Raw genomic sequence first — 21,235 nt, 5'->3', positions numbered from 1 at the left:
TATGACTTGGTAGAATGATTTCAGTGCTTCCGGATCTTTGGCGACATCACGTTTAAAGGACGTGCCGCTCGATGTTCGATGAGCTACACGTCCTTTAGGATGGATGTTATTACAATACGCGACGAGCGGTTACATAGGTTTTATCCCATGAGCTGCCTTTAAAGTTCGAGATTGTTACGCCAACTTTCTTGCTGTACGTATGAAGAACCTTGTTATTGCCCATGTATATGCTCACATGGTTGATGACACCGTCACGATTCGTATCGGAGAAAATCAAGTCCCCTGCCTTCAAATTTGACTTCGATACAAACTTGCCCGCTTTCGCTTGCTGTCTTGAGGTTCTCGGTAGATTGATCCCGTTCTTTTTGAATACATATTGTGTAAAGGAAGAGCAATCAAAGGCTGACGTAATGCCTGATTTTGCACCAAATACATAAGGAACACCGAGGTATTGTTTTCCTGTAGCGATAACGCTGCTTGCAGAGCTGCTTGTCGCTGCATGAACTGTATTCGTATGAGGAGCAGTTATTGCTATTCCGCTAAAAGCGACAGCAAAGCTTACGCTAGTAACCGCGATAATTTTAGTAAGAGAGCGTTTATTCAATTTCATGGTGGCAATCCTCCTGATGATTGTAATATATTTTAGTTTAGGGCCTGTCCCGAAGTACGATCAGTATAACACGGATAAGATTGCCGCTATTTACCTATGAGGAAGCAAAGCATTAACAGGCTTGCTAAATTAAGAGATTATTAGAGTTGGATGAAAAATCATTAATTTTAGGGGGATTGACAACGCATGATATCTTCTTATTGTTAAGCTATGTTTAATATTTAATGTTGATTTTGCACAAAAAAACCGCCCATTAATATAAGGCGGTAACTATCGTTCTATACTATCGTAACAAGACTAATGCTTATTGTTTATTATTGAAACACATAACTTACATTAATCTCACTAACAAGACCTTCCTTTACTTCAAATCGAAGGTACTTAAGTTGCTCATAATTTATTGTATATGCACAATTATTAGGGTCTGTTCTCCCATCAAGTGCTATTTCTAAATTAGGATAAGCATTCTTTATGTCTTCAACCTTATCACCAATTCCGATTCCCATAGATGTTTTGTAATTTTTTTCACTAACAGTCATCTCTAATATACTAAAATTTTTACCATCGTCTTTAGGAGAAGACAGTATTATTTCAAGCCCATCATATTTTACTGTTTTGATAAAAGTACCTTTGAGTGTATCCGCCTCATTAGGAAGTACCTCAATATTTTCCGATATTGGTTCACCTAATATATTTTGTAATTCAACATTTTCATCCCTTAGACTAATAATTGAATTGTTAATATCTAGTGAGAAATCGTCATGAGTTAGAATAGTTGGGGCATCATCAGTTGTTTGTTCTGAATTTTCCTCATCAGTCTCTTTAGTTGTAGGCATTTCCTCTGATGTATTCTCATTAGTTCCGATTAAATTTTGATTGAGATTAGATTCAGATACTGTACATCCTGTAAAAATAGATGTTAGCATGATAAATATCAAAGTAATTAAAATTCTTTTCATGATTTTTCCTCCTTATACTTAATTGAAAAATCTATACGTAATATCTATTTTCATACTATCGTTCATTCAGCAAGAAAAAGTCGTTCTTCGAAGATTATGGTTAGTCTCCTTTACAGTAAATAAGCAAGACATGATCAACATATTCTTTTATTATATGTTGTGTTCTCATACTCCTTGTCATCTAAAGAACGAGACCACGCTAGAAAATGTTGCAAATATTTGGTTGGAACCATTAGAACGACTGATCCATCTTTTTAATCTGCTATGGTAATCATTAACGTTTTGATTATGGTATACGCCTTTTACCCTCTGCTTGCCATTCGAGTTGAATCGATAATTGTTCGACGATTTTCCAACGCGCAGTGATGCCAGCTAATACAGTAAAAGCTCACTAGAGAATATCTCTAATGAGCTTTTATCACTTTTGTTGCAATCAATCGTGCTAAACGATGATATCTTTTAGTGTGAATGCACGCTATAGCTGTTTTGGAGAATGTACGGTTTTAATATGCTGCAAATTTAATAACAAGCTTTCACCTTTACCAATAACAATTTCAGCAAAGTGATCTTTGATCTGGTTTAATAACCCAACTTTATAAGGATTGACTCCTAGATCAAAAACAACGATATCTCCGATAAACTTCTGCAATTGCTCTTCAAATGTTCGAGTGAGAGGGATTACAGAGGGGCTAACCGGTAGTCGCTCACGCTCCATAGAGTAGGGTGTTCGATCATTTGGATACGGGATTAACCATTTCATATGATACATTGGAATATAGACTGTTTTGTATACAGGGGAATAAAAAACGAAATAGTTGTTCATTATGGCAGTGACGTAACCATGTAAAGATAAAGTTCCTGAGACGTACATTTCCACAAATTGCCCACGAGCGTGCTGCAGTATTTTACGATAAGATAATTTATTTTCGTTCTCATAGGGGGTAAAGGTAGGGACTTCTATTTCTTCGTCGAGAATATCATTTGTCCTAATGTTCTGTACATGTAAAGTTGGAATATAGATAAAGTTTATACCATTATAAATAACAAGAATATCCTGACCGTAATCAAGCAAAATTCCCGTATGTTTTTTTTCGCCCGATATTTCGATCGTAACAGTTTTATTTAGCATTGTTTGAAATATTAACAATTTTACTCACCTCTTATTTATTAACTTTATTAATAGAATAACTCAAGCCACGCATACAAGCTTACTAAGCTTATTAACAAAGATATCGGTATAACGAACAGTGTCGTTTTTATATATTTGCGCCAAGTAAAATGAATGTGGTTTTCCTTAAGGATATGCATCCAAATTAATGAAGCAAGCGTACCCATTGGCAGGATGAGGGCACCGATATCAGCACCGATAATGCTTGCAAAGTATCCAGCATGGAGAATATAAGGCTCCAAATCCATTTCGGTTAACGATAAAGTTCCGATCATGACAGAAGGCAAATTGTTGAATAGATTAGACATCACCGTTAACAAAGGACCAATTATAAAAATGGCGTTAAATCGATTTTCAGCGACAAGGCCGCCTAGTTGGTTGATAATAATATCGATTAAACCTGCATTGTAAAGGCCGTAAACAATGATATACATACATAGTGCAAACAATAGAATATGCCAAGGGGTTTTCCGCACAATATCGGTAGGTGCAATCCCTTTCTTAAACCAACGCAGTGCTATTAAACATAAAGAACCGACAATAGCAGGCCATTCAGTAGAAATACCTAGTGGTTGCAATATAAAAAAGCTGACCCTAGTTAAAATAACGATAACGATGCACATGACGAACATTCGCCAATCAATACGATTAGTCGAAGGTTGAGTGGTGTTAGGTGGGGCGATTAAAGGATGCAATCTTTTTATGCTGGATGGAGAATGAGCACTTTGGTGAAACCATTCCTCAGATTCACGATAAATAATAGGAATATGCACGGGAATGTTTTTTCTGAAATAGTAAAAAAGCAATAAAGAAATAGATAATAACCCTAACATGGATGGAAGAAGCATCATAGTTGCATAAGCATTGAGATCCAGTCCGACGATTTTCAAAGAGATTAAATTTGCAAGATTGCTCACACCGATTGGAGCACTTGCACCAGTTGCGATTAGGGCTCCAGAAAGTAAATAGGGGATTTTTTGGTGTGTTTTCAGATTTAATACGTTTAACGTTTGAATAATAATCGGAGTTGTAATCAGGATACTTCCATCATTGTTGAAGAACATTGTCATGAGAAAACAAAGGGCGTTAATATACCAGAACAGTGCTCTTCCTGATCCTTGTGATTTAATAGCTAAGTTAAAAGCCGCCCACCTAAAAAATCCTATACTCTCCAATACAATAGACATTACGATAGTTGATAATATCGTGATAGCAGCTCCATTAACAATGTCTATTATTGAGATAATGTCTGTAAAGCTAACAATCCCGAATAGGCATATTGCCACAGCACCGATTGTCACGAAAACCGCTTCATTCATTTTATATGGTCGAATAATAAGCAAAGCTACGGTCACAACAAAAATACTGGCTGATATAAGTAGGGAGTCAGTCATTTTTCTTCGCCTCACTAATCGAAGCATCAGTCGTGCGCTTGTGGGTATTGAGATTTGAGGTATAAACGATCTGACTTTGACCTGCAGGTTTTGGCTTTAGAAAAATAAAGAGTATTAAGCCTAATACTGCCATCAGTATAATTAAAAAGATCATGGTTTTTGCCTCCTATTTACTAGTGCTGTGTGTTTGCAGAGGAGGGAGATGCGCACAGCAGGGATATTGGTATGGATCAACTGTGATACAGTATGTTACGAGCACAAATTTTTTTTGTAATAATGAAAGAGCCTGTATTATAAAAAATCCATATACGTCCTTATGATTGCTTAATTTTCCAACTAGTCATAAAACAAACAAAAACCAGACAAAATGTCTGGTTTAGTTATACGGAATATTATTTTTTATCATTTTTTTCAGCTTTTTGTACCGTTCTTAATTGATTGACTAGTCTTAATGAAGGGGTGAAGCTTTTAATATGATGTGTAAAAATAATGACCGGCTCTTCTTTATCGATAAGCTTGATATGATCGCGATGTACACTGGTTAACACACCTGTGATACTGTCAGGACCTCCGCGATTAATTTTAATTAAGCGATTCTTTTTCGAACGCAAGGCTTCTAAGAAGGAATGTGGCTTGTTATGTTTCCAAAGGATTTCTCTGTGATGACCATGTTTATTTAAATGCTTGAATGGCTTTTTGAGAAGTGTGATGCTTTTTATATGCTCGAGATTATAATAAACAACCCCTTCATGCTTAACATAGACTACAATATAATCGCCCTTAGCTACTAATACAAGACCCTCACTCGATTCTGGTCCGCCCCTGTTAACACGAACTAGCTTTCCAACAAGACCAGATAAATGGCAAATAGACATTGTAAAAACACCTCTTTTTATTAGTGACTTATATTGCATGTATACGTGTACTGCATGGACAATGACATCGTTAATTTGCTTCCACGCAAGAAATCCGCGCTAGTCTAATTGAATCCCTTAACCTTCAATTAAGGTAAAGGAAATTGAGGGAGTGAGCTCGAAAGAGAATAGTAATGATGAAAAGAGGTGAAGCTGTTGAGCGAACATAAAGTGATAGAGGGTACAAGGCGGCCGATTACCGTTCAAGCTATGCTTCAAGACTTGAAAAATCTAGGCATATGCGAAGGAGACACGATACTCGTTCATTCCGCGCTTTCAAGCCTAGGCTGGGTGTGCGGCGGTCCTCAAGCTGCTGTACAAGCACTTCTTCAAGCAGTAGGGGAGAGTGGAACACTGGTGATGCCTGCACAGAGCGCGGATTGGAGCGATCCAGCTGAGTGGGAGAATCCTCCTGTACCTACGGAATGGATCGATATCATTTATCGTGAGATGCCCGCTTTCGATCCAGCCATAACCCCGACAAGAGGAATGGGGAGAATAGCGGAGCTCTTTAGAACATTTCCCGGGACGGTGAGATCCGATCACCCACAAGCATCCTTTTGCGCTAACGGATTACATGCGGAGTATATTACCTCAGGCCATGAGCTAACCCCGCAGTTCGGGATGGCGTCGCCCTTAGGGAAGCTGTATGATCTCCAAGCAAAGGTGTTGCTGCTAGGTGTAGGCTATGATTCTTGCACGAGCTTTCATCTAGCAGAGGCACAGATCGATAGCATGCCTAAGAAAAGGATGGGAGCAGCAGTTCTTGAGAATGGACAGCGGGTATGGAGATGGTTCGAGGACTTTCAGTATGATTCTGAAGACTTCGCGCGAATTGGTGAGCAGCTTGAAACAGAGTCCAGCGTTATGGTAGGAAAAGTAGGGAACGCAGAATGCAAGCTGTTCCATATGAAGGATGCTGTTGACTTTGCCAAGCAATGGCTGCAGAGCAATAGAATAGGATTATAAATTGGAACAGGACACAGTGATCCCGCCTAGTAGGGTAAGCGTATGGAAGCCCATGATCTATGTAGAGTTACATCATAAAGTGGCGTCATGCTGACTATGGCTAGGGTAGTCAACGCGACGCCACTTTACATTTAATCGTTATCGTTAAAATTCTCTATAAAAATCATCTCGCAGCTCAGACACGACAAGGTAGCATTCCTTCCCATTCAGCAGACGTGCTGGAACTCTCCAAGCCTCTCCGTAATAAAAGCTGTCAGCAACAAGCTCTCCATCAGCATATAGCTGTGCTGCATCGCCGTAATAATCTAGATTTACAAACCCTTGAGCTCCGTGCACCTCAATTTTCCGCCACGTTAGTTTTCTTTTACCACCAATATGAAGATCATCTACATAATGAGCTTCAAAAGGCGGCTGTTCGATCTCCATAAAGGAGATGACAGGCTCCGTATAGGGCTGCTGGATTGATCTACGTTCAAAGCTCTCTCCGTTCCAGAACCAATAATGATACTCACCATCGATTGCGGAATATATAGTGTCGTTAGCTTTATAGAGGTCACACCCGTTACCTACATACACCTCGCCATCTAATTTACGTACATATATTGATTGCTCCCATGTGAGTGTCACAACGACAATATCATTGATCTTAAACAATGCTTCAATCCCTGGCTCAGCTGTAAGCCTCTGTCCATCGCTAAATTGATATTCCGCTGTAATCCCGGGTATTTGTGTAAAGAAATAAGTATTTCCCTGTCTACATAATGGCTGTGCCGTAACATATGTCAGTACATTACCGGATAAGTCCATATTGAATGGCATAAAGAAGCTTACATCTCCACACACATCGATTGATGGAAATGTAACGGTGCCTGTATCGATCACAACATCTCGAATATCTTCAAGTCTGGTAAGCCTCTGATAATGATTAATAAACACAAAGCCTCGTTTACCGTCAGTACGCATCACATAACGTAAGGAAGAAGAATCGTCTCGTTTCACAGGATGTTCAGCCTCTACTCTGACTAGTGGCGCCAAAGCTTCTCCGAAATCCTGTACAAACAAATGCAAAAGGTTTAACAGCCTGTATTGCTCTCGTACCTCGCCGTACTCCGATAGCGCAGTTTGAAAGTCATAGGAGAGAAGCGGGTAATCATTTGGGTATCCTGTTGCTTTTGATTCCTGAAAGGTCGAGAGCTTTCCGATCTTATTTGTGCCACCGTGGTACATATAGTAGCCAACTAAATTATTACCGTCTCCAAGCTTCACAAGCGATATCGCATAGATATCCATTCCTTTGACAAGCGGTCTGCGGTGATGAGTGACTTGCATCCCACCACCTAGCTCGCAGGTTGCAAAGGGATACCTTTCATACGGCAGCTGCCAACCATCGTCGCTTTTAATCGCTTGAGGCAGGAGATCAGCTCCGATGCCTGTGTCATTGCGCATGCCAGTAAAAAAGTAATGGGGAGATGGTGGCAGTGGATTCAAGTGATTCTCCCAAGGCGCATCACAGTATCCTCCAAACACGGGGACGACTTCATCCACAGGGATTTTAGCACCTGCAGCAGCATTCCAGCCCGTTACGGTATATAAAGGTGCAATCATGTCGCATTCGATAGCGATCTCTTTTAAGGTGAGCAGATGATCTGCATCGTGCGTTAGTTCATTCTCTAATTGGACAGCAATGATATTTCCACCATCCTTATAAAACAGCCCCTGCACCTGCTCTGAAATTTTCCTGTAGAATATACGCACGAATTCAAGGTATCCAGCATTATTCTCACGCAGCTTGAATGGCTTCTTAAGCAGCCAATCAGGGAATCCTCCATTCCTGCATTCACCATGCGCCCATGGGCCAATGCGAATAACAACCTCCAGTTCTGCTCTCTGACACTCCAGTATAAAGGCACGCAGGTCATTGTCACCTGAGAAGTCGAATTCACCTTCAATTTCCTCATGATAAATCCAGAAAACGTAAGTAGATACAAGTGTAATGCCGCCAGCTTTCATCTTGCAAAGTTCCTCGTACCAAAAGGCTCGATCATACCTTGAAAAATGAAATTCACCCATGATCGGCACCCATGGTTTTCCGTTGCGCGTAAAGTACAAGCTTGTAACATCTATTCGCTCTCCTTCCGGATTGACTCCTCCAAGCTTCAAGTGATTTTCTAATAGGTTTGGCTGCTCATAATCCTTGAATGTATACATATCTATTCATCCTCTCTTGTCTTTCATATTGAAGCTATTGTAACGTAAGAGGTAACTAGCTCTGTAGGATTTCATAATGAGAAAGTAGCACAAAATGGATATTTTGAGAAATTGATATAAGCGAAGAGCTCTGGGTCCAATCGCTTTCACTACAATCGAGATCGTCTATAATAGATAGAGGATGTTAGGAGCTATATGAGGAGGTAGACATGTTACCATTTAGACTCTTTCACAATCAGGGTGAGCTAGACTTGCCTTTATCTCTGTATAGCTGTGGTCTGCATCCCCAACACACTATACATAGACCTATTGGTTATCCAACATTTCAATGCATGATTTGTTTTTCTGGCTCAGGAGTCTTTCACTTTGAAGGTATGTCTAATTTGAATATGAAGAGGGGAGATATATTGTTTGTGCCAAGCAAGATTGCACACGATTATACTCCATCTGAGACAGAACCGTGGATATTAGGTTACATGGGTATTGAGGGAAGCCATGTGGAAGCTATCCTTAGTACACTCCAGCTGCCAACATTAACGCCAGTAGCAATAAATGAACATGAGCTTCAACAATTAGAGGTAGATATTCAGCAGCTGTGGCATATGAATGAGCAGGAGGAAGAGGATGCTAATCGGAATGCTTCTATTAAGATTTATAGTATGTTAACCTACATCGCTACTATAATTCGCGGGGAGCAGAAACCATTTCGAAGCAATGCTGGTGTGAAGGAACTGCTGCGTGCTTCTGTTCAATATATGGAGCAACACTATATGGAAGATCTAAGCTTGGCTAATATTGCTTATACGGTAGGATATTCAAAGCAGCATTTCCAACGTAAGTTCAAGGAAGTGTATGGAATGAATCCTAATCAATATCTCCAGCGACTAAGGTTATTAAAGGGTGCTCAGTTATTAGAGAGCGAATTAGAACTATCTGTCGGTGAAGTAGCAACAATGGTTGGAATGGAGCTGAACTATTTTGTGCGGTTATTTAAGCGCAAGTATGGCATCACTCCTGCAAAATATCGAATACATAAGGACGAAAGGTCATCGGTACTCCAGCAGTACAGGATTGATTACTTCTAAATTGGCTATTCGGATGAAGTTCTAATAACGGGCAGTGTTGTTGGATAAAATGGTATTATTAAACGGTAAATAACTTGTGAGGGATGATAAGCGAATTGGTTACTACATCAACAACTATACTAAGGATGACACGTCATTTTGATGTTAACGCAGAAAAATTGTTTGACGCTTGGTTGAACTCAGACATGATTAGAAAATGGCTTTTTACAATGGAGACAACCAATAAAGTGACAAAGAACGATCCTCGCGTCGGTGGGACATGGGAAATCATTGACCATCGCGGTGGAAAAGATTACAGAGCGATTGGCGAGTACTTAGAAATTGTTCCGCCAACTAAATTAGTTTTCACATTTAGGATGCCTCAGTTTAATGACTTAGAGGACAGAATTAGCGTAGAGATTAGACCTCATGAAAAGGGGTGCGATATGGAATTTTCACAAGTGATTGTCGTTCCTCATGATGAAGGTTGGACTTCAGAAGATATCAATAAAGCACTCAAAGAATACCAAGATGGTTCTGAACAAGGATGGGATTTAATGTTTAGAGGATTAAAACAATTAGTTGAAACAGGTAAAATTAATTATCCATCTTAAACTGTTAACATGAGATTAGCAACATGTTTTTGTTTATAAAAATGGAACTTCCTAATTTGAGGAAGTTCCATTTTTATAACTAATATCAAGTCTAAATCAGTGTCATGCACACCTTATTTTCTAAAATATTGCTTAGGTGAATAACCAGTAATGCCTTTAAACGCTTTGTAGAAGGTTGAGTAATCACCGTAGCCAACGGCATGGGCTGCGTCAAGTGCTGTCATCCCAGTCATAAGAAGCTCTGAAGCTTTCATAATCTTTTTATAGGTTATATACTCATTTACAGTAAAACCGGTATTCATTTTAAAAATGTGGCATAAATAATACTTGTTCACATAAAATTTCTGCTGCAGGACATTCAGTGTAATTTTTTCATCTAAGTTGTTATTAATATAATCTAGAATCTTTACTATTTTATGATCATATTTGTGGTTTTTGTGGCGGTCCCCAAGAGGGTTATCGTATTTCGCAAAAACTTTATTCATCGTAACAAGCATTTGTACAAATAAGGCCTTCATTAGGATGCTGTTTTCAGGAGCGGGCTCAAGAGCAGCTTGCTCAATTTGTTCCCATAATTCATTAAGCTTATATTCAAGGACATCCTCGGCGGGAATTCTATTAAAATAACCCAACTTCCTGTTTTCAATATATGAAAGTAAATTATATTCAGCCGTCTGAAAAGAAGAGATGAATTCTGGCTTAAAGTGGATGTATTTTCGTTCATATCGGCACTTGGCGTTAAAAACGATTCTGTGAAGCTCTCTTGAATTAGTGATAATTATATCATGCGGACGAAGCTCATATGCTTGACCCTCAATATAATACGTAAGATCCCCGGCTATAAAATAAAACAATTCATAGCAATCATGTAAATGTGTTGTAACATCACTTGGAATGTCCGTTACCATATGAACCATTAAAAAATGATTATTAATATAACGCTGAATTTGTTTATCCATGGCCATCACCCCTGCATTCATTCTATGGCATGTCTAATCGTACTTCAATACTAAATGAGCAAGATTTGCAATGTATTGAGCAATAAACCCAATGAATATAAGCGCTAGTTGCTATACAATTTTAATTACTTAACGAAGAAACTAGAATCCCTAGAGAGAGGATGGCAACCTATGAGCAAATTTATTCTATCGGCATTTGCAGATGAGATCGATTCTAATTTAAACACGCAAATGGATGTTCTGGACCAGCACGGCATTAAGTTTATTGAGATGAGAGGTGTAGACGGTAAAAATCTTGTACATTACACCTTGGATGAAGTGCGAGAAATTAAAACTCGACTTGATGCGAGGGGGTTTAAGCTTTCCGCTGTTGGTTCTCCGCTAGGCAAGATCGGCATAAACGATGATTTTGAACCTCACTTGGAGCTGTTCAAACATACGCTAGAGATTGCAAAAATTATGGAATGCAAGTACATAAGGATGTTTAGCTTCTTTATTCCAGGAGGAGAGGCGCCGGACATTTATCGGAATGAAGTCATCAATCGCTGGAAACAGTTTGTAGAGGCTGCAGAAGGAAGTGGAGTGACCCTTCTACATGAGAATGAAAGAGGGATATATGGCGATACCCCAGAAAGATGTCTGGATCTGCTGAAAAGCATGAATTCTGATCATGTAAAAGCAATATTTGACTTTGCAAATTTTGTGCAATGTGATGTGAGCAATTATCCGGAAGGCTATGAATTGCTAAAGGACTATATCGAGTATGTTCATGTTAAGGATGCGGTGTACAGTGATCATCACGTCGTGCCTGCCGGCGAAGGAGACGGCTCTGTAGAAGAAATTCTGCATCAATTGTCTCTTCGTGGCTATGAAGGATTTCTATCACTTGAGCCTCATCTAGGCAACTTTACAGGCTTTGCAGAACTTGAGCCAAATTCACCAGGCTATGATCTGCCGGAGGGTGGAGCAAGAAGCTTCGCTATTGCTGTTCAGGCATTGAAAAAGCTGATAACGAAAATTGAGAACGAGTAAGGGGGATTAACTGTGGAAATCGTTCGTATAGGGATTATAGGCATTGGGGGTATGGGATCGAATCATGCCAATCATATTATGGCAGGAAAGGTTCCTAATGCTGAGCTGACTGCGGTATGTGACACTAATTCGGATCGATTGGAGTGGGCACGTCAAAGCTTCGGTGATAAAGTGAAGCGTTTTGATCAAGTGGATGCATTTTTTCGTTCTAAAGCTTTCGATGCTGTTTTAATTGCTACGCCTCATTATGATCATCCGGCGCTAGCGATCCAGGCTTTGAACTACGGCTATCATACACTCATCGAAAAACCGGCAGGTGTTTATACGAAGGCTGTAAGAGAGATGAATGAAGTCGCATCGCAAAGCGATAAAGTATTCGCCATTATGTACAACCAACGAACAAATCCAGTCTATCAAAAGCTTAAGGATCTGATTGATTCAGGGGAGCTTGGTGAGCTAAAAAGATCAATCTGGATTATAACGAACTGGTATCGTCCGCAAAGCTACTATGATGCAGGAGGATGGCGTGCAACTTGGTCTGGAGAAGGTGGCGGCGTGCTGCTCAATCAGGATCCGCATCAGCTCGATTTGTGGCAGTGGATGTGTGGTATGCCTAAAAAAGTACGCGCTTTCATGTCCTTTGGAAAGTATCACGATATAGAAGTAGAGGATGATGTTACCGCTTATGTGGAGTATGAAAACGGGGCTACTGGCTTGTTTGTCACCACGACTGGAGAAGCACCAGGCACGAACAGATTAGAGGTTAGCGGTGATCGCGGAAAAGTCGTGATTGAGGATGACAAGCTAACGTTTTGGAGACTGCGTGTATCCGAGAGAGAGTTTAATAGAGAGTATAAAGGCGGTTTCGGCAGCCCCGAGTGCTGGAAATGCGAAATTCCAACTTCAGGCGATAATAGTCAGCACATCGGAATTATGAAAAACTGGGTTAACGCAATCTTACATGGCACGAAGCTAATTGCTCCAGGAATAGAGGGCATTAATGGCTTAACGATCTCAAATGCAATGCATTTGTCCGCATGGACAGATAGCTGGGTGGAGCTCCCATTAGATGAAGATTTGTTCTATGAAAAGCTTAAGGAAAGAATTGATCATTCCACATTTAAGAAGAAGGTCAGTGAAGTTACGCTTGATGTATCTGGGACACATTAGAGAAAATCTGCGACCCGTAAACCAACAGCGACGCTGTCTTTTCAAGCTGATAAAAGCGTAATAACCAATACAGTATTGTACCTAAGGGCTGCTATTGAGCAACATGTGTTGCTTATAGCAGCCCGTTTTCTCTTCTTTATTGGATGCTAGTAATGAGTTATTCCGAGCTTATAGGGGTAGGATGAAAGCAAGAAATGAGAGTTTTTTATAAAATAAGCAATAAAAATAGTCGAATGTTTACTATAGTTTCGGTACAGTTTAAAGCAATAGAATTTCAGAATTGCTCTTAATCTAGGAGGGAAACAATGCGTAAATTTGAGTGCAATGAGGCTGAAGTGAAGGAAGCAATCGATCGGGTCGTTCGTAGAACGATGAATATGGACTTTACGTGGAACTGGTCTTGTGGAGTAGCATTTTACGGAATAAGCAAGGCATGGGAAGCAACGGGCAAGCAGGAATATATTGATTTTCTGGTACATTGGGTGGATGAATACTTAGAATTAGGCTTGCCGCCAATGATGGTCAATGCCTGTGCAATGGGGCATACGATGCTGACCTTGCATGAAGCGACAGGAGACGCTAAATACTTGGACCTGGCATTAATGAAAGCAGAATACCTTCAGAAGGAGGCGATCCGCTTTGGTGAAGGTGTTTTCCAGCACACCGTTTCTTCAAAAAATGATTTCCCTGAGCAGGCATGGGCAGACACGTTGTTTATGGCGGCTTATTTCTTGCTGCGTCTTGGTTTTAAGCTGGACAACAAAGCATACATTGATGATGCGCTGAACCAATTTTATTGGCATGAGGAGTATTTGCAAGATACGAAAACCAATCTGTTCTATCATGCTTGGGATAATGTGCAGGGCAATCATTTGTCGGCAATTTACTGGGGGAGAGCCAACGCTTGGGCGGCCTATACGATGGCGCAAGCACATAAGATGCTGAATCCGTTCATGCCGATGTGGATGCAGCTTGGTGGAGCACTGGGCGACCAGCTGAGCGCGCTTGTCAGATTACAGACTCCCGATGGATTATGGCGCACGATACTGAATGATGAAACCTCCTACGAGGAGACGTCAGCTTCGGCAGGCATTGCGGCTGCTATGACGATTAACGGACATCCTATGCACCAAAATTATATGGCTCGTGCCTATAAAGGCATACTTGCTAATATTGACGAGGACGGCTCGGTTCGTAATGTATCGGCAGGAACAGCCGTGATGTATACAGCTGATGACTATAAGGTGATATCGAAGAAAAGAGTACAAGGCTGGGGACAGGGTTTAACCTTGGCTTACTTAGTAGCGTTGCTGCAAAACAAGGAGGTTGTCAGCAGCATATAAACGTGTCAGATAATGGAGTGCCTGGAATATTCTAAAGCGACCGTTTAACTCATGTTGGCATAAACTCGCGATTGGTTGCAATAGGTTTAGGATCTTTAAATACAAGTTATAAAGGCAGCTAGATCGTCAGTGCAAACTGACGATCTAGCTGCCTCTTTCGCATTTTAAAGGGAATAGGAAGAGGAGCTTCATTTCAAAAATCACGGACTCATTAACGTTTTGCGATATTCATTTGGCGTCATTCCTTCGTGCTTTTTGAACACTTTGCTGAAGTATTTTACGTCGGGAATGCCTACCATTTCCGCGATTTGGTTTAACTTCAAATGTTGATTTTGCAATAACGATTTTGCTTTATTTAAGCGAAAGCTAGTGACATAATCCGTGAAGCTTATGGCATAATCCTGCTTGAATTTTCTTGAAATATATTCACGACTAATTTGAAAGGTATCGGCAATATCCTGCAGCGTAAGCTCCTCATTATAATTCATCTCAATATACGAAACAATGTCAGAAAATGAACGAGACTTATTTTGCTGGATGCTCGTAATGGCATGCGACAGGTTGGTGTTGAATTGCAATACCCACTGTCGCCAATCATGCAATGTAATGCTGTAGTCATGAATATTTGGCGGACGATTCCATGCATCTTGCTGCTCTAGCATAGCTAATAGCTCGTTTTTTTGATTGCTTGAAATTTCTTGCAGTAAAGAGTTCCGAAAGCTGAACATATCCTCTACCCACAATTGTAAACCATGAGGACTAATATAGCCGTTCTTTACAAATTGCTGCAGCCAGGACATCGAGCACTTTTCGATTAAAAGCTGATTGCCGCTTAGTAAAGCAACTTTCCATTCCTCCTTCACATCGGCAAAGGAATAGGCTGCATGATGCTGTAGCTGCTTGGTTTCGCTAGCATCATGCAAATAAACCGCGGAATCGAATAGATTACGATGCGCCAAGGCTGAAATTGCCTCATCATATTGTTTAGCTAAACTAGTTGGAAATTCATCAATCCTCGTTGTACCGAAGTGGAACCTGCGAGAAAAAAGCTTATAGATGACATCGTTAATTTGGTTTGTAATGATAGCTGCATTTACTTTATTGTCCCATAGAAGCAGAATGATTTGTTCGAATGAGCCCCAGTAGTTAAAGGCAATTCCATTAGCATCCCCACCGATTGTCTCATTACAAATATTTTCAATCGCAAATAGTAAAAGATCAAGATCGTTGCCAAACCGATTAATTAAAGGCTGATCTGCATTGTTAATTTGTAATACAACGAGCTGAGCATCCTTAATCCTATCGGGAATAACACGATTTTTTTTCAATCGTTGTACGGTGTAGTTAATATTAGAAGCATCATCAATAAGCCGGGAAAGAAGCTTTTCATCATGTACGGGCTTAAGCTCATTAAGCATAATTGATTGTTCGAATTGAACTTGACGCGTATGCTCTTCCGCTAGCCATGCCCTCATAGCTGTAGCTACAGCAGTATTTATATTATCAGCGTCGACAGGCTTTAATAGATAGTCGATCCCACCAGATTGTACGGTGTGACGCATATATTCAAAATCATCATGTCCGCTAATGACAATAAATTTACAAGTTTTCGAAAACTTTTCGATCCAGGTCATTAACGCTATACCATCTCCAGCATCCATCATAATATCGGTAATGACAAGCTGAGGCTTATAATCACTCATCATTTCGATTGCTTTGTTCCCACCATCTGCTTCTTTAATTTCCGTAATACCGTGTTTTTCCCAATTCACTAATAAACGAATCGCTTTTCTTACGCGAGATTCATCATCTACTATTAATGCTTTCAATTTTCTTCACGCTCCAATGTTACATGTGCAGGAAATGTAATCATGACAGAAATGTAATCCGCATTATTACTAATCTCTAAAGTTGCTTTATTATCATAGAAAAGTTTTAATCGTGTTAAAACATTGCTTAGTCCGATGGAAGGATGGGTCGTATCGTCGTTGCTATCATGATCAATATGGTTGATTGAATGGGTTGCAGTATGCTCTAGCTTTTGATTCAATTCATGCAATTGGTCAGCTGCTATAGGCAGTCCATTATTGCTTACGACGATATAGATCATGTTAGCCTGTCCATATGCTTCAATGATTAATTGCTGATGATCTTTGTTTCGCTCGAAGCCATGCTTAAAATAGTTTTCCACGATCGGTTGTAGGATCAGCTTTGGTACAGGCAGAGCTAGAAGCGATTCTTCAATCTTATATTGCACAGAAAATTGATTTTCATAGCGTTCCTTCTGCAATTCAATGTAGGCTTTAACATGATCAAGCTCATCGCTTAGCTTCACGACTTTGTTGTTATTGTGCATACTATACTGCATCATTTTAGCTAGAGAAGAAAGCAGCTTGTATATACGAACATTATTTTGTTCTAACGCTAAAGTCCCGATAATTTGCAAGGTGTTATTAAGAAAATGCGGGTTGATTTGCGCTTGCATGGCCTTTAGCTGGTTGTTTTTGCTGGATAGCTCCAATTTATACTCCCGTAAAACTAGGTTGTTAATCGTTTTCATCATTTCACGAAAACGGTTAATTATATTACTAATCTCATCCTGATGCCTTGCTGATGGGATCGCGACGTCTAATTGTCCAGTTTGAATTAAGCTCATATACCTTGAAAGCTGACGTACCGGCATCGTAATCCGAATCGAAATGATGACGGTTGCAATAACAATAATAATTAATGAAATCATCAGCAACATGATGTTAATCGCGGCAGCTTTTTTTGTTTCCTTCGTTAAATACGCAATAGGGATTTCCTTCACTAATGTCCAATCGGTTAAGTTGTTTTTTATTTTTTGATACACAAACAAACTGTTTTCTGATTCAAAAAAATGCTGGAGCTGATCATTTGCCAGCACACCTTCGTCATACCAGTTGGCAGAAAAAGGCTTCTCATACTGCTCAGCATCATCACTGTAAATTAACCGGTTGTTGTGATCAATAATATAGAACTTCTCTTCGCCCGAATCATATAAATTATGAACAATATTCGTAATCGCTTTAATATCAACATCAATGGCTAAATGACCAATTACCTCTGTGGAAGGGATTTTTTGTATTTCTTTTTGCAATGTAAATACATGACGGGCTGTATAGTTATTCGTTGTTAAAGATGTTAATCCATACGTATGGCTTAAATGGGTAGGTAATAATTGTTCATTTGTTTCCGTAGTAGGATATACCTCGATATCATGGTTACGACTAGGCGTGTTTAAGGTAACAAGTGTTGCTTTTCTGTTTTTATTTTCATATAAGTACACTTGATACACATCAGGAACGACTGTTGTCATGTAACGCAAGGAATCGTAAACTCTTGATTCACTAAACCGATCATTGTAGCCGCCTTGAATAAGCGTTTGAATCGTATAAATATTAGAGCTTGCGCGATTCAAATTATCTAATATCGTTGATAAATTGTTAGCCCCTTGAAATAGCAAGTTCATATTCTCCGAAGCAACTCTTTGTTTTAAAGATTCATTTGTATAGAAATAACTGACGAACATCGTCGCCGAAATGGGAATAATAGTTGCAAGTAGTAAGAAGACAATTAATTTACTTCGAATCGTTTTGAACTTCAATGTAACACTCCCAATCAATATTTTACCCCTTTTAGTTCACACGAGTAGGTATTTGTTCATCCAGCATAGCCCTTATAATGACATTACTATAGCATAAAAGAGTGTGGAAGGGAGAAAGCACATGAAAAAAAGAAAGACAGAATTGGGGCTGCAAACGTTCTTTGTTGGACCCGTGTTTATATTCTTCGTTCTTATTCTCATAGTACCGTTTTTTCTAGGAATGTATTATTCATTAACGGATTGGAATGGTATCGCAAAAACAGTTAATTGGGTAGGATTAGATAACTTTATTACACTGTTTACGAATGATTCTAACTTTTGGAAGTCGTTTGTATTTACAGCAAAGTTTACTGTCGTTGGGGTTGTGTTGGTGAATGTAGTAGGCTTCGCTTTTGCATATGTGTTAACGAATGCATTAAAGCTGCGAAACGTCATGCGGACGATTTTCTTTATGCCGAACGTTATCGGCGGACTACTGCTAGGATTTATATGGCAGTTTATTTTTATTAAAGGGTTCGATACCGTTTATAAGCTTACAGACTGGTCATTTTTTGGACTAGCCTGGTTAGGAGATCCAACTACTGGATTTTGGGGTATTGTTACGGTATTTGTATGGCACTCAGCTGGTTACTTGATGGTCATTTATATCTCATCGCTAACGAATGTGCCGAAAGAGGTTGTTGAAGCGGCGGAAATTGATGGAGCTAGTCGCTGGCAGATGCTGCGCAGTATTACAATTCCGCTAGTGATGCCTGCCGTTACCATTTGTTTATTTTTAGCGATTTCCTGGTCATTTAAGATTTTTGATATTAACTTGTCCTTAACAGCAGGCGGACCGTACAAGTCAACGGAATCTGTAGCTATGAACATTTACAATGAAGCCTTCCAAAATAACCGCTACGGACTGGGTACAGCGAAAGCATTACTATTCTTTGTAACGGTAGCGATTATTACATTAATTCAAGTTCGTGTAACGAAGAGTAAGGAGGTAGAGGCATAACGATGAAAGCTTACAATGGTAGAACACTCCTTCTTGAAATCGTAATGGTGCTCGTTTCACTTCTTTTTCTTGCACCGTTTTACTTCCTGTTTGTAAACTCTGTCAAACCCTTCGGGGAGATTATGTCAGATGCTGCGAGCTGGCCAAAGGTTTTTCAGTGGGAAAACTATTCAAAAGCTTGGGAATTAACTCGTTTCCCGGAAGCCTTTTTCAATTCCTTTGTCATTACAGTTCTAGGCGTGCTATTAATTGCACTCATTAGCTGTATGGCTGCTTACCGTATGGTTCGTGCGAATACAATCTTTAATCAAATTTTCCTACTCGTATTAGTTGCAGCAATGGTTGTTCCGTTTCAGACGATTATGATGCCACTGATTCGTGTGATTAGTGAATTAGGGTTAATGAACACGAAAACAGGATTGATTATTAGTTATTTGGGGTTAAGTACTCCGATGGCAGTCTTTCTCTTCCATGGATTTGTCAAATCCATACCTTTAGAAATTGAAGAGGCAGCTACTGTAGATGGTACTACACGCATTGGTGTCTTTTTCCGAATTGTATTACCAATGCTGAAGCCGATGCTAATGACAGTCATTGTACTGAATACATTAGCGATCTGGAATGATTACCTGTTGCCATCGTTAATCTTGCAGCAGCCAAGTCTTAGAACGATTCCATTAGCAACGTTCTCATTCTTCTCTGAATATACGAAGCAATGGGATCTAGCACTGCCGGCATTAGTGCTTGGTATTACACCAGTCGTTGTATTCTTCCTGTTCTTACAACGTTACATTGTAGAGGGGATTGCAGCCGGCTCAGTCAAAGGGTAATAACTTAAATGTTATTATAAATGAATCATATTACATTAAAGGGGGATTATTTCAATGAAAAAGAGTAAAGTTTTCAAATTAGCACCAATGTTATTAGCAATGCTGCTAGTGTTAGCAGCTTGTGGTGGCGGTAATTCGAAGGGTGGAGACAATCAAGGTGGATCACAAGAGAAAAAGACAGTAACTGTGTTCCAATTCAAGACTGAAATTGTTGAAGGATTACATGAGTTGGCAAGAGCGTTTGAAGCTGAGCATCCAGATATTAAAATCGATGTACAAACAGTAGGCGGTAGTGGCGACTACGAAGCTGGCTTGAAAACGAAATTTGCTTCCGGTGAAGGCCCAGATATTTTCTCCAACGGTGGTTATTCTAAATTATTGCTGTGGGAAGAGCGAATCGAAGACCTATCTGATCAACCATGGGTGAAGGATATTGCACCAGCAGCAGCAGACCCAGTTACGCTAGATGGTAAAGTATATGGCTTGCCTCTTAGCATGGAAGGCTTCGGTTACATCTACAATAAAGACATTTTTGCAGAGCTAGGCATTGATCCGCTGCCAAAAACGTACTCAGAGCTAGAAGCAGCAGCTAAAAAAATTGCTGATGCGGGTATCACTCCATTTGCTAATGCGTATTACGAGTGGTGGTTAGTTGGTAGTCAAGGCGTTAGCGTTGCATTTAACAATCAACCAGATACGAATGCATTTATTGAAGGATTGAATGATGGTACAGCTACAATTGCTGGCAATGAGCACTTCTTGAATTGGGCGAAGCTGATGCAATTAACGCTAGACTACGGAAATAAAAATCCATTAACAACAGATCACAATACGGCAGTAACGATGTTTGCTAATGGCGAAGCAGCTATGATGCAGCAAGGGAACTGGACGCAAAATATGATCGATAGCATTAATCCTGATATGAACATGGGCGTATTGCCAATGCCAATCAGTGATGATGCAGCAGTAACAAGCAAAGTAACAGTTGGTGTTCCTGTAAACTTAGTTGTTAATAAAGATTCTAAAGTAAAAGAAGAAGCAAAGCTGTTCTTGAATTGGCTAGTTACATCTGATATGGGTAAAGAGTACATTACGAAAAACTTCAAATTCATTCCAACATTGTCTTCAATCGAAGCAGCTCCAGAAGATATGGGTGAGCTTGCGACTAGCCTAGTTGAGTATGTAGAACGTGGCGAAGCATTCCCTAACATTTCTGGTAAATACCCGGATGGCGTGACTCAAGAATTTGGTAGCGTGATTCAAGAGTTCTTGGCAGGTCAAGTAGATGCACAGAAATGGACAGAAAATATGCAAGCTGCTTGGGATAAACTTAAATAATTAATTTTATAGTTAGGTTACATTAGGCTGTTCCA

General features: G+C 39.8%; 18 protein-coding genes and 1 pseudogene. 9 read left to right on the top strand and 10 right to left on the bottom strand.

Going from position 1 to position 21,235, the window contains the following annotated elements; all coding sequences use genetic code 11:
- Nucleotides 1-109: 109 nt before the first annotated feature.
- The 6 genes and pseudogenes from ACFP56_RS04815 to ACFP56_RS04790 form a co-directional block, all read right to left on the bottom strand.
- Nucleotides 110-610, bottom strand: a complete 501-nt coding sequence (locus ACFP56_RS04815; RefSeq protein ID WP_379231678.1) for a C40 family peptidase — start codon at nt 608-610, stop codon at nt 110-112.
- Between the two features lie 314 nt (nt 611-924).
- The gene (locus tag ACFP56_RS04810) at nt 925-1,569 is read right to left on the bottom strand and encodes a hypothetical protein (RefSeq protein ID WP_379231676.1); all 645 of its coding nucleotides are present in this window, start codon (nt 1,567-1,569) and stop codon (nt 925-927) included.
- Nucleotides 1,570-1,706: 137 nt separating this feature from the next.
- Nucleotides 1,707-1,920: pseudogene (locus ACFP56_RS04805) on the bottom strand (IS1595 family transposase); the annotation flags it as partial.
- 124 nt (nt 1,921-2,044) lie between these two features.
- Entirely contained in the window at nt 2,045-2,716 is a 672-nt protein-coding gene (locus tag ACFP56_RS04800) for a DUF2642 domain-containing protein (protein ID WP_379231674.1), read from the bottom strand.
- Between the two features lie 29 nt (nt 2,717-2,745).
- On the bottom strand, nt 2,746-4,131 hold the full coding sequence (locus ACFP56_RS04795) for an arsenic transporter (protein WP_379231672.1): 1,386 nt from the start codon (nt 4,129-4,131) through the stop codon (nt 2,746-2,748).
- A 392-nt stretch (nt 4,132-4,523) separates the two neighbouring features.
- Nucleotides 4,524-5,006: a spore coat protein gene (locus tag ACFP56_RS04790; protein WP_379231670.1), complete on the bottom strand. Its 483-nt coding sequence runs from the start codon at nt 5,004-5,006 to the stop codon at nt 4,524-4,526.
- A 195-nt stretch (nt 5,007-5,201) separates the two neighbouring features.
- Here ACFP56_RS04790 and ACFP56_RS04785 point away from each other — a divergent pair, with 195 nt between their 5' ends.
- Entirely contained in the window at nt 5,202-6,014 is an 813-nt protein-coding gene (locus tag ACFP56_RS04785; RefSeq protein ID WP_379231668.1) for an aminoglycoside N(3)-acetyltransferase, read from the top strand.
- A 144-nt stretch (nt 6,015-6,158) separates the two neighbouring features.
- Here the strand turns inward: ACFP56_RS04785 and ACFP56_RS04780 are convergent, their stop codons facing one another.
- A complete protein-coding gene (locus ACFP56_RS04780) occupies nt 6,159-8,222 on the bottom strand; it encodes a beta-galactosidase (RefSeq protein WP_379231666.1) in 2,064 nt (687 codons plus the stop codon).
- A 209-nt stretch (nt 8,223-8,431) separates the two neighbouring features.
- Here ACFP56_RS04780 and ACFP56_RS04775 point away from each other — a divergent pair, with 209 nt between their 5' ends.
- Complete coding sequence (locus tag ACFP56_RS04775) at nt 8,432-9,307, top strand: AraC family transcriptional regulator (RefSeq protein WP_379231664.1); 876 nt, start codon at nt 8,432-8,434, stop codon at nt 9,305-9,307.
- 95 nt (nt 9,308-9,402) lie between these two features.
- Nucleotides 9,403-9,900: an SRPBCC family protein gene (locus ACFP56_RS04770; RefSeq protein ID WP_379231662.1), complete on the top strand. Its 498-nt coding sequence runs from the start codon at nt 9,403-9,405 to the stop codon at nt 9,898-9,900.
- Nucleotides 9,901-10,013: 113 nt separating this feature from the next.
- Here ACFP56_RS04770 and ACFP56_RS04765 read toward each other — a convergent pair whose 3' ends face one another.
- Nucleotides 10,014-10,859: an AraC family transcriptional regulator gene (locus ACFP56_RS04765; RefSeq protein ID WP_379231660.1), complete on the bottom strand. Its 846-nt coding sequence runs from the start codon at nt 10,857-10,859 to the stop codon at nt 10,014-10,016.
- A 171-nt stretch (nt 10,860-11,030) separates the two neighbouring features.
- On the opposite strand from ACFP56_RS04765, the gene ACFP56_RS04760 reads away from it, so the two are divergent.
- From ACFP56_RS04760 to ACFP56_RS04750, 3 genes are all read left to right on the top strand, one after another.
- On the top strand, nt 11,031-11,891 hold the full coding sequence (locus ACFP56_RS04760; protein ID WP_379231658.1) for a sugar phosphate isomerase/epimerase family protein: 861 nt from the start codon (nt 11,031-11,033) through the stop codon (nt 11,889-11,891).
- 12 nt (nt 11,892-11,903) lie between these two features.
- A complete protein-coding gene (locus ACFP56_RS04755; RefSeq protein ID WP_379231656.1) occupies nt 11,904-13,061 on the top strand; it encodes a Gfo/Idh/MocA family protein in 1,158 nt (385 codons plus the stop codon).
- A 305-nt stretch (nt 13,062-13,366) separates the two neighbouring features.
- A complete protein-coding gene (locus tag ACFP56_RS04750; RefSeq protein ID WP_379231654.1) occupies nt 13,367-14,404 on the top strand; it encodes a glycoside hydrolase family 88/105 protein in 1,038 nt (345 codons plus the stop codon).
- Between the two features lie 200 nt (nt 14,405-14,604).
- Here ACFP56_RS04750 and ACFP56_RS04745 read toward each other — a convergent pair whose 3' ends face one another.
- Together ACFP56_RS04745 and ACFP56_RS04740 are read right to left on the bottom strand one after the other, a co-directional pair.
- Nucleotides 14,605-16,233, bottom strand: coding sequence for a response regulator transcription factor (locus ACFP56_RS04745; RefSeq protein WP_379231652.1), 1,629 nt, complete (start codon nt 16,231-16,233; stop codon nt 14,605-14,607).
- Nucleotides 16,230-17,897, bottom strand: coding sequence for a cache domain-containing sensor histidine kinase (locus tag ACFP56_RS04740; RefSeq protein WP_379231650.1), 1,668 nt, complete (start codon nt 17,895-17,897; stop codon nt 16,230-16,232). Before ACFP56_RS04740 ends, ACFP56_RS04745 begins: the two co-directional genes overlap by 4 nt.
- Nucleotides 17,898-18,153: 256 nt before the next feature.
- Here ACFP56_RS04740 and ACFP56_RS04735 point away from each other — a divergent pair, with 256 nt between their 5' ends.
- From ACFP56_RS04735 to ACFP56_RS04725, 3 genes are read left to right on the top strand one after another with little or no spacing between them, the layout of a single operon-like run.
- Entirely contained in the window at nt 18,154-19,032 is an 879-nt protein-coding gene (locus ACFP56_RS04735) for a carbohydrate ABC transporter permease (RefSeq protein ID WP_379231648.1), read from the top strand.
- Nucleotides 19,033-19,034: 2 nt separating this feature from the next.
- Nucleotides 19,035-19,862: a carbohydrate ABC transporter permease gene (locus ACFP56_RS04730; protein ID WP_379231646.1), complete on the top strand. Its 828-nt coding sequence runs from the start codon at nt 19,035-19,037 to the stop codon at nt 19,860-19,862.
- 54 nt (nt 19,863-19,916) lie between these two features.
- Nucleotides 19,917-21,200 (top strand): ABC transporter substrate-binding protein, encoded by a 1,284-nt coding sequence (locus ACFP56_RS04725; protein WP_379231644.1) that lies wholly within the window; start codon nt 19,917-19,919, stop codon nt 21,198-21,200.
- Nucleotides 21,201-21,235 lie beyond the last annotated feature (35 nt).

It is taken from the genome of Paenibacillus septentrionalis (genome assembly GCF_042659865.1).
Taxonomy (GTDB): domain Bacteria; phylum Bacillota; class Bacilli; order Paenibacillales; family Paenibacillaceae; genus Pristimantibacillus; species Pristimantibacillus septentrionalis.
Note: the sequence above shows the minus strand (reverse complement) of the source record. Positions and strands in the feature narration are given on the sequence as shown.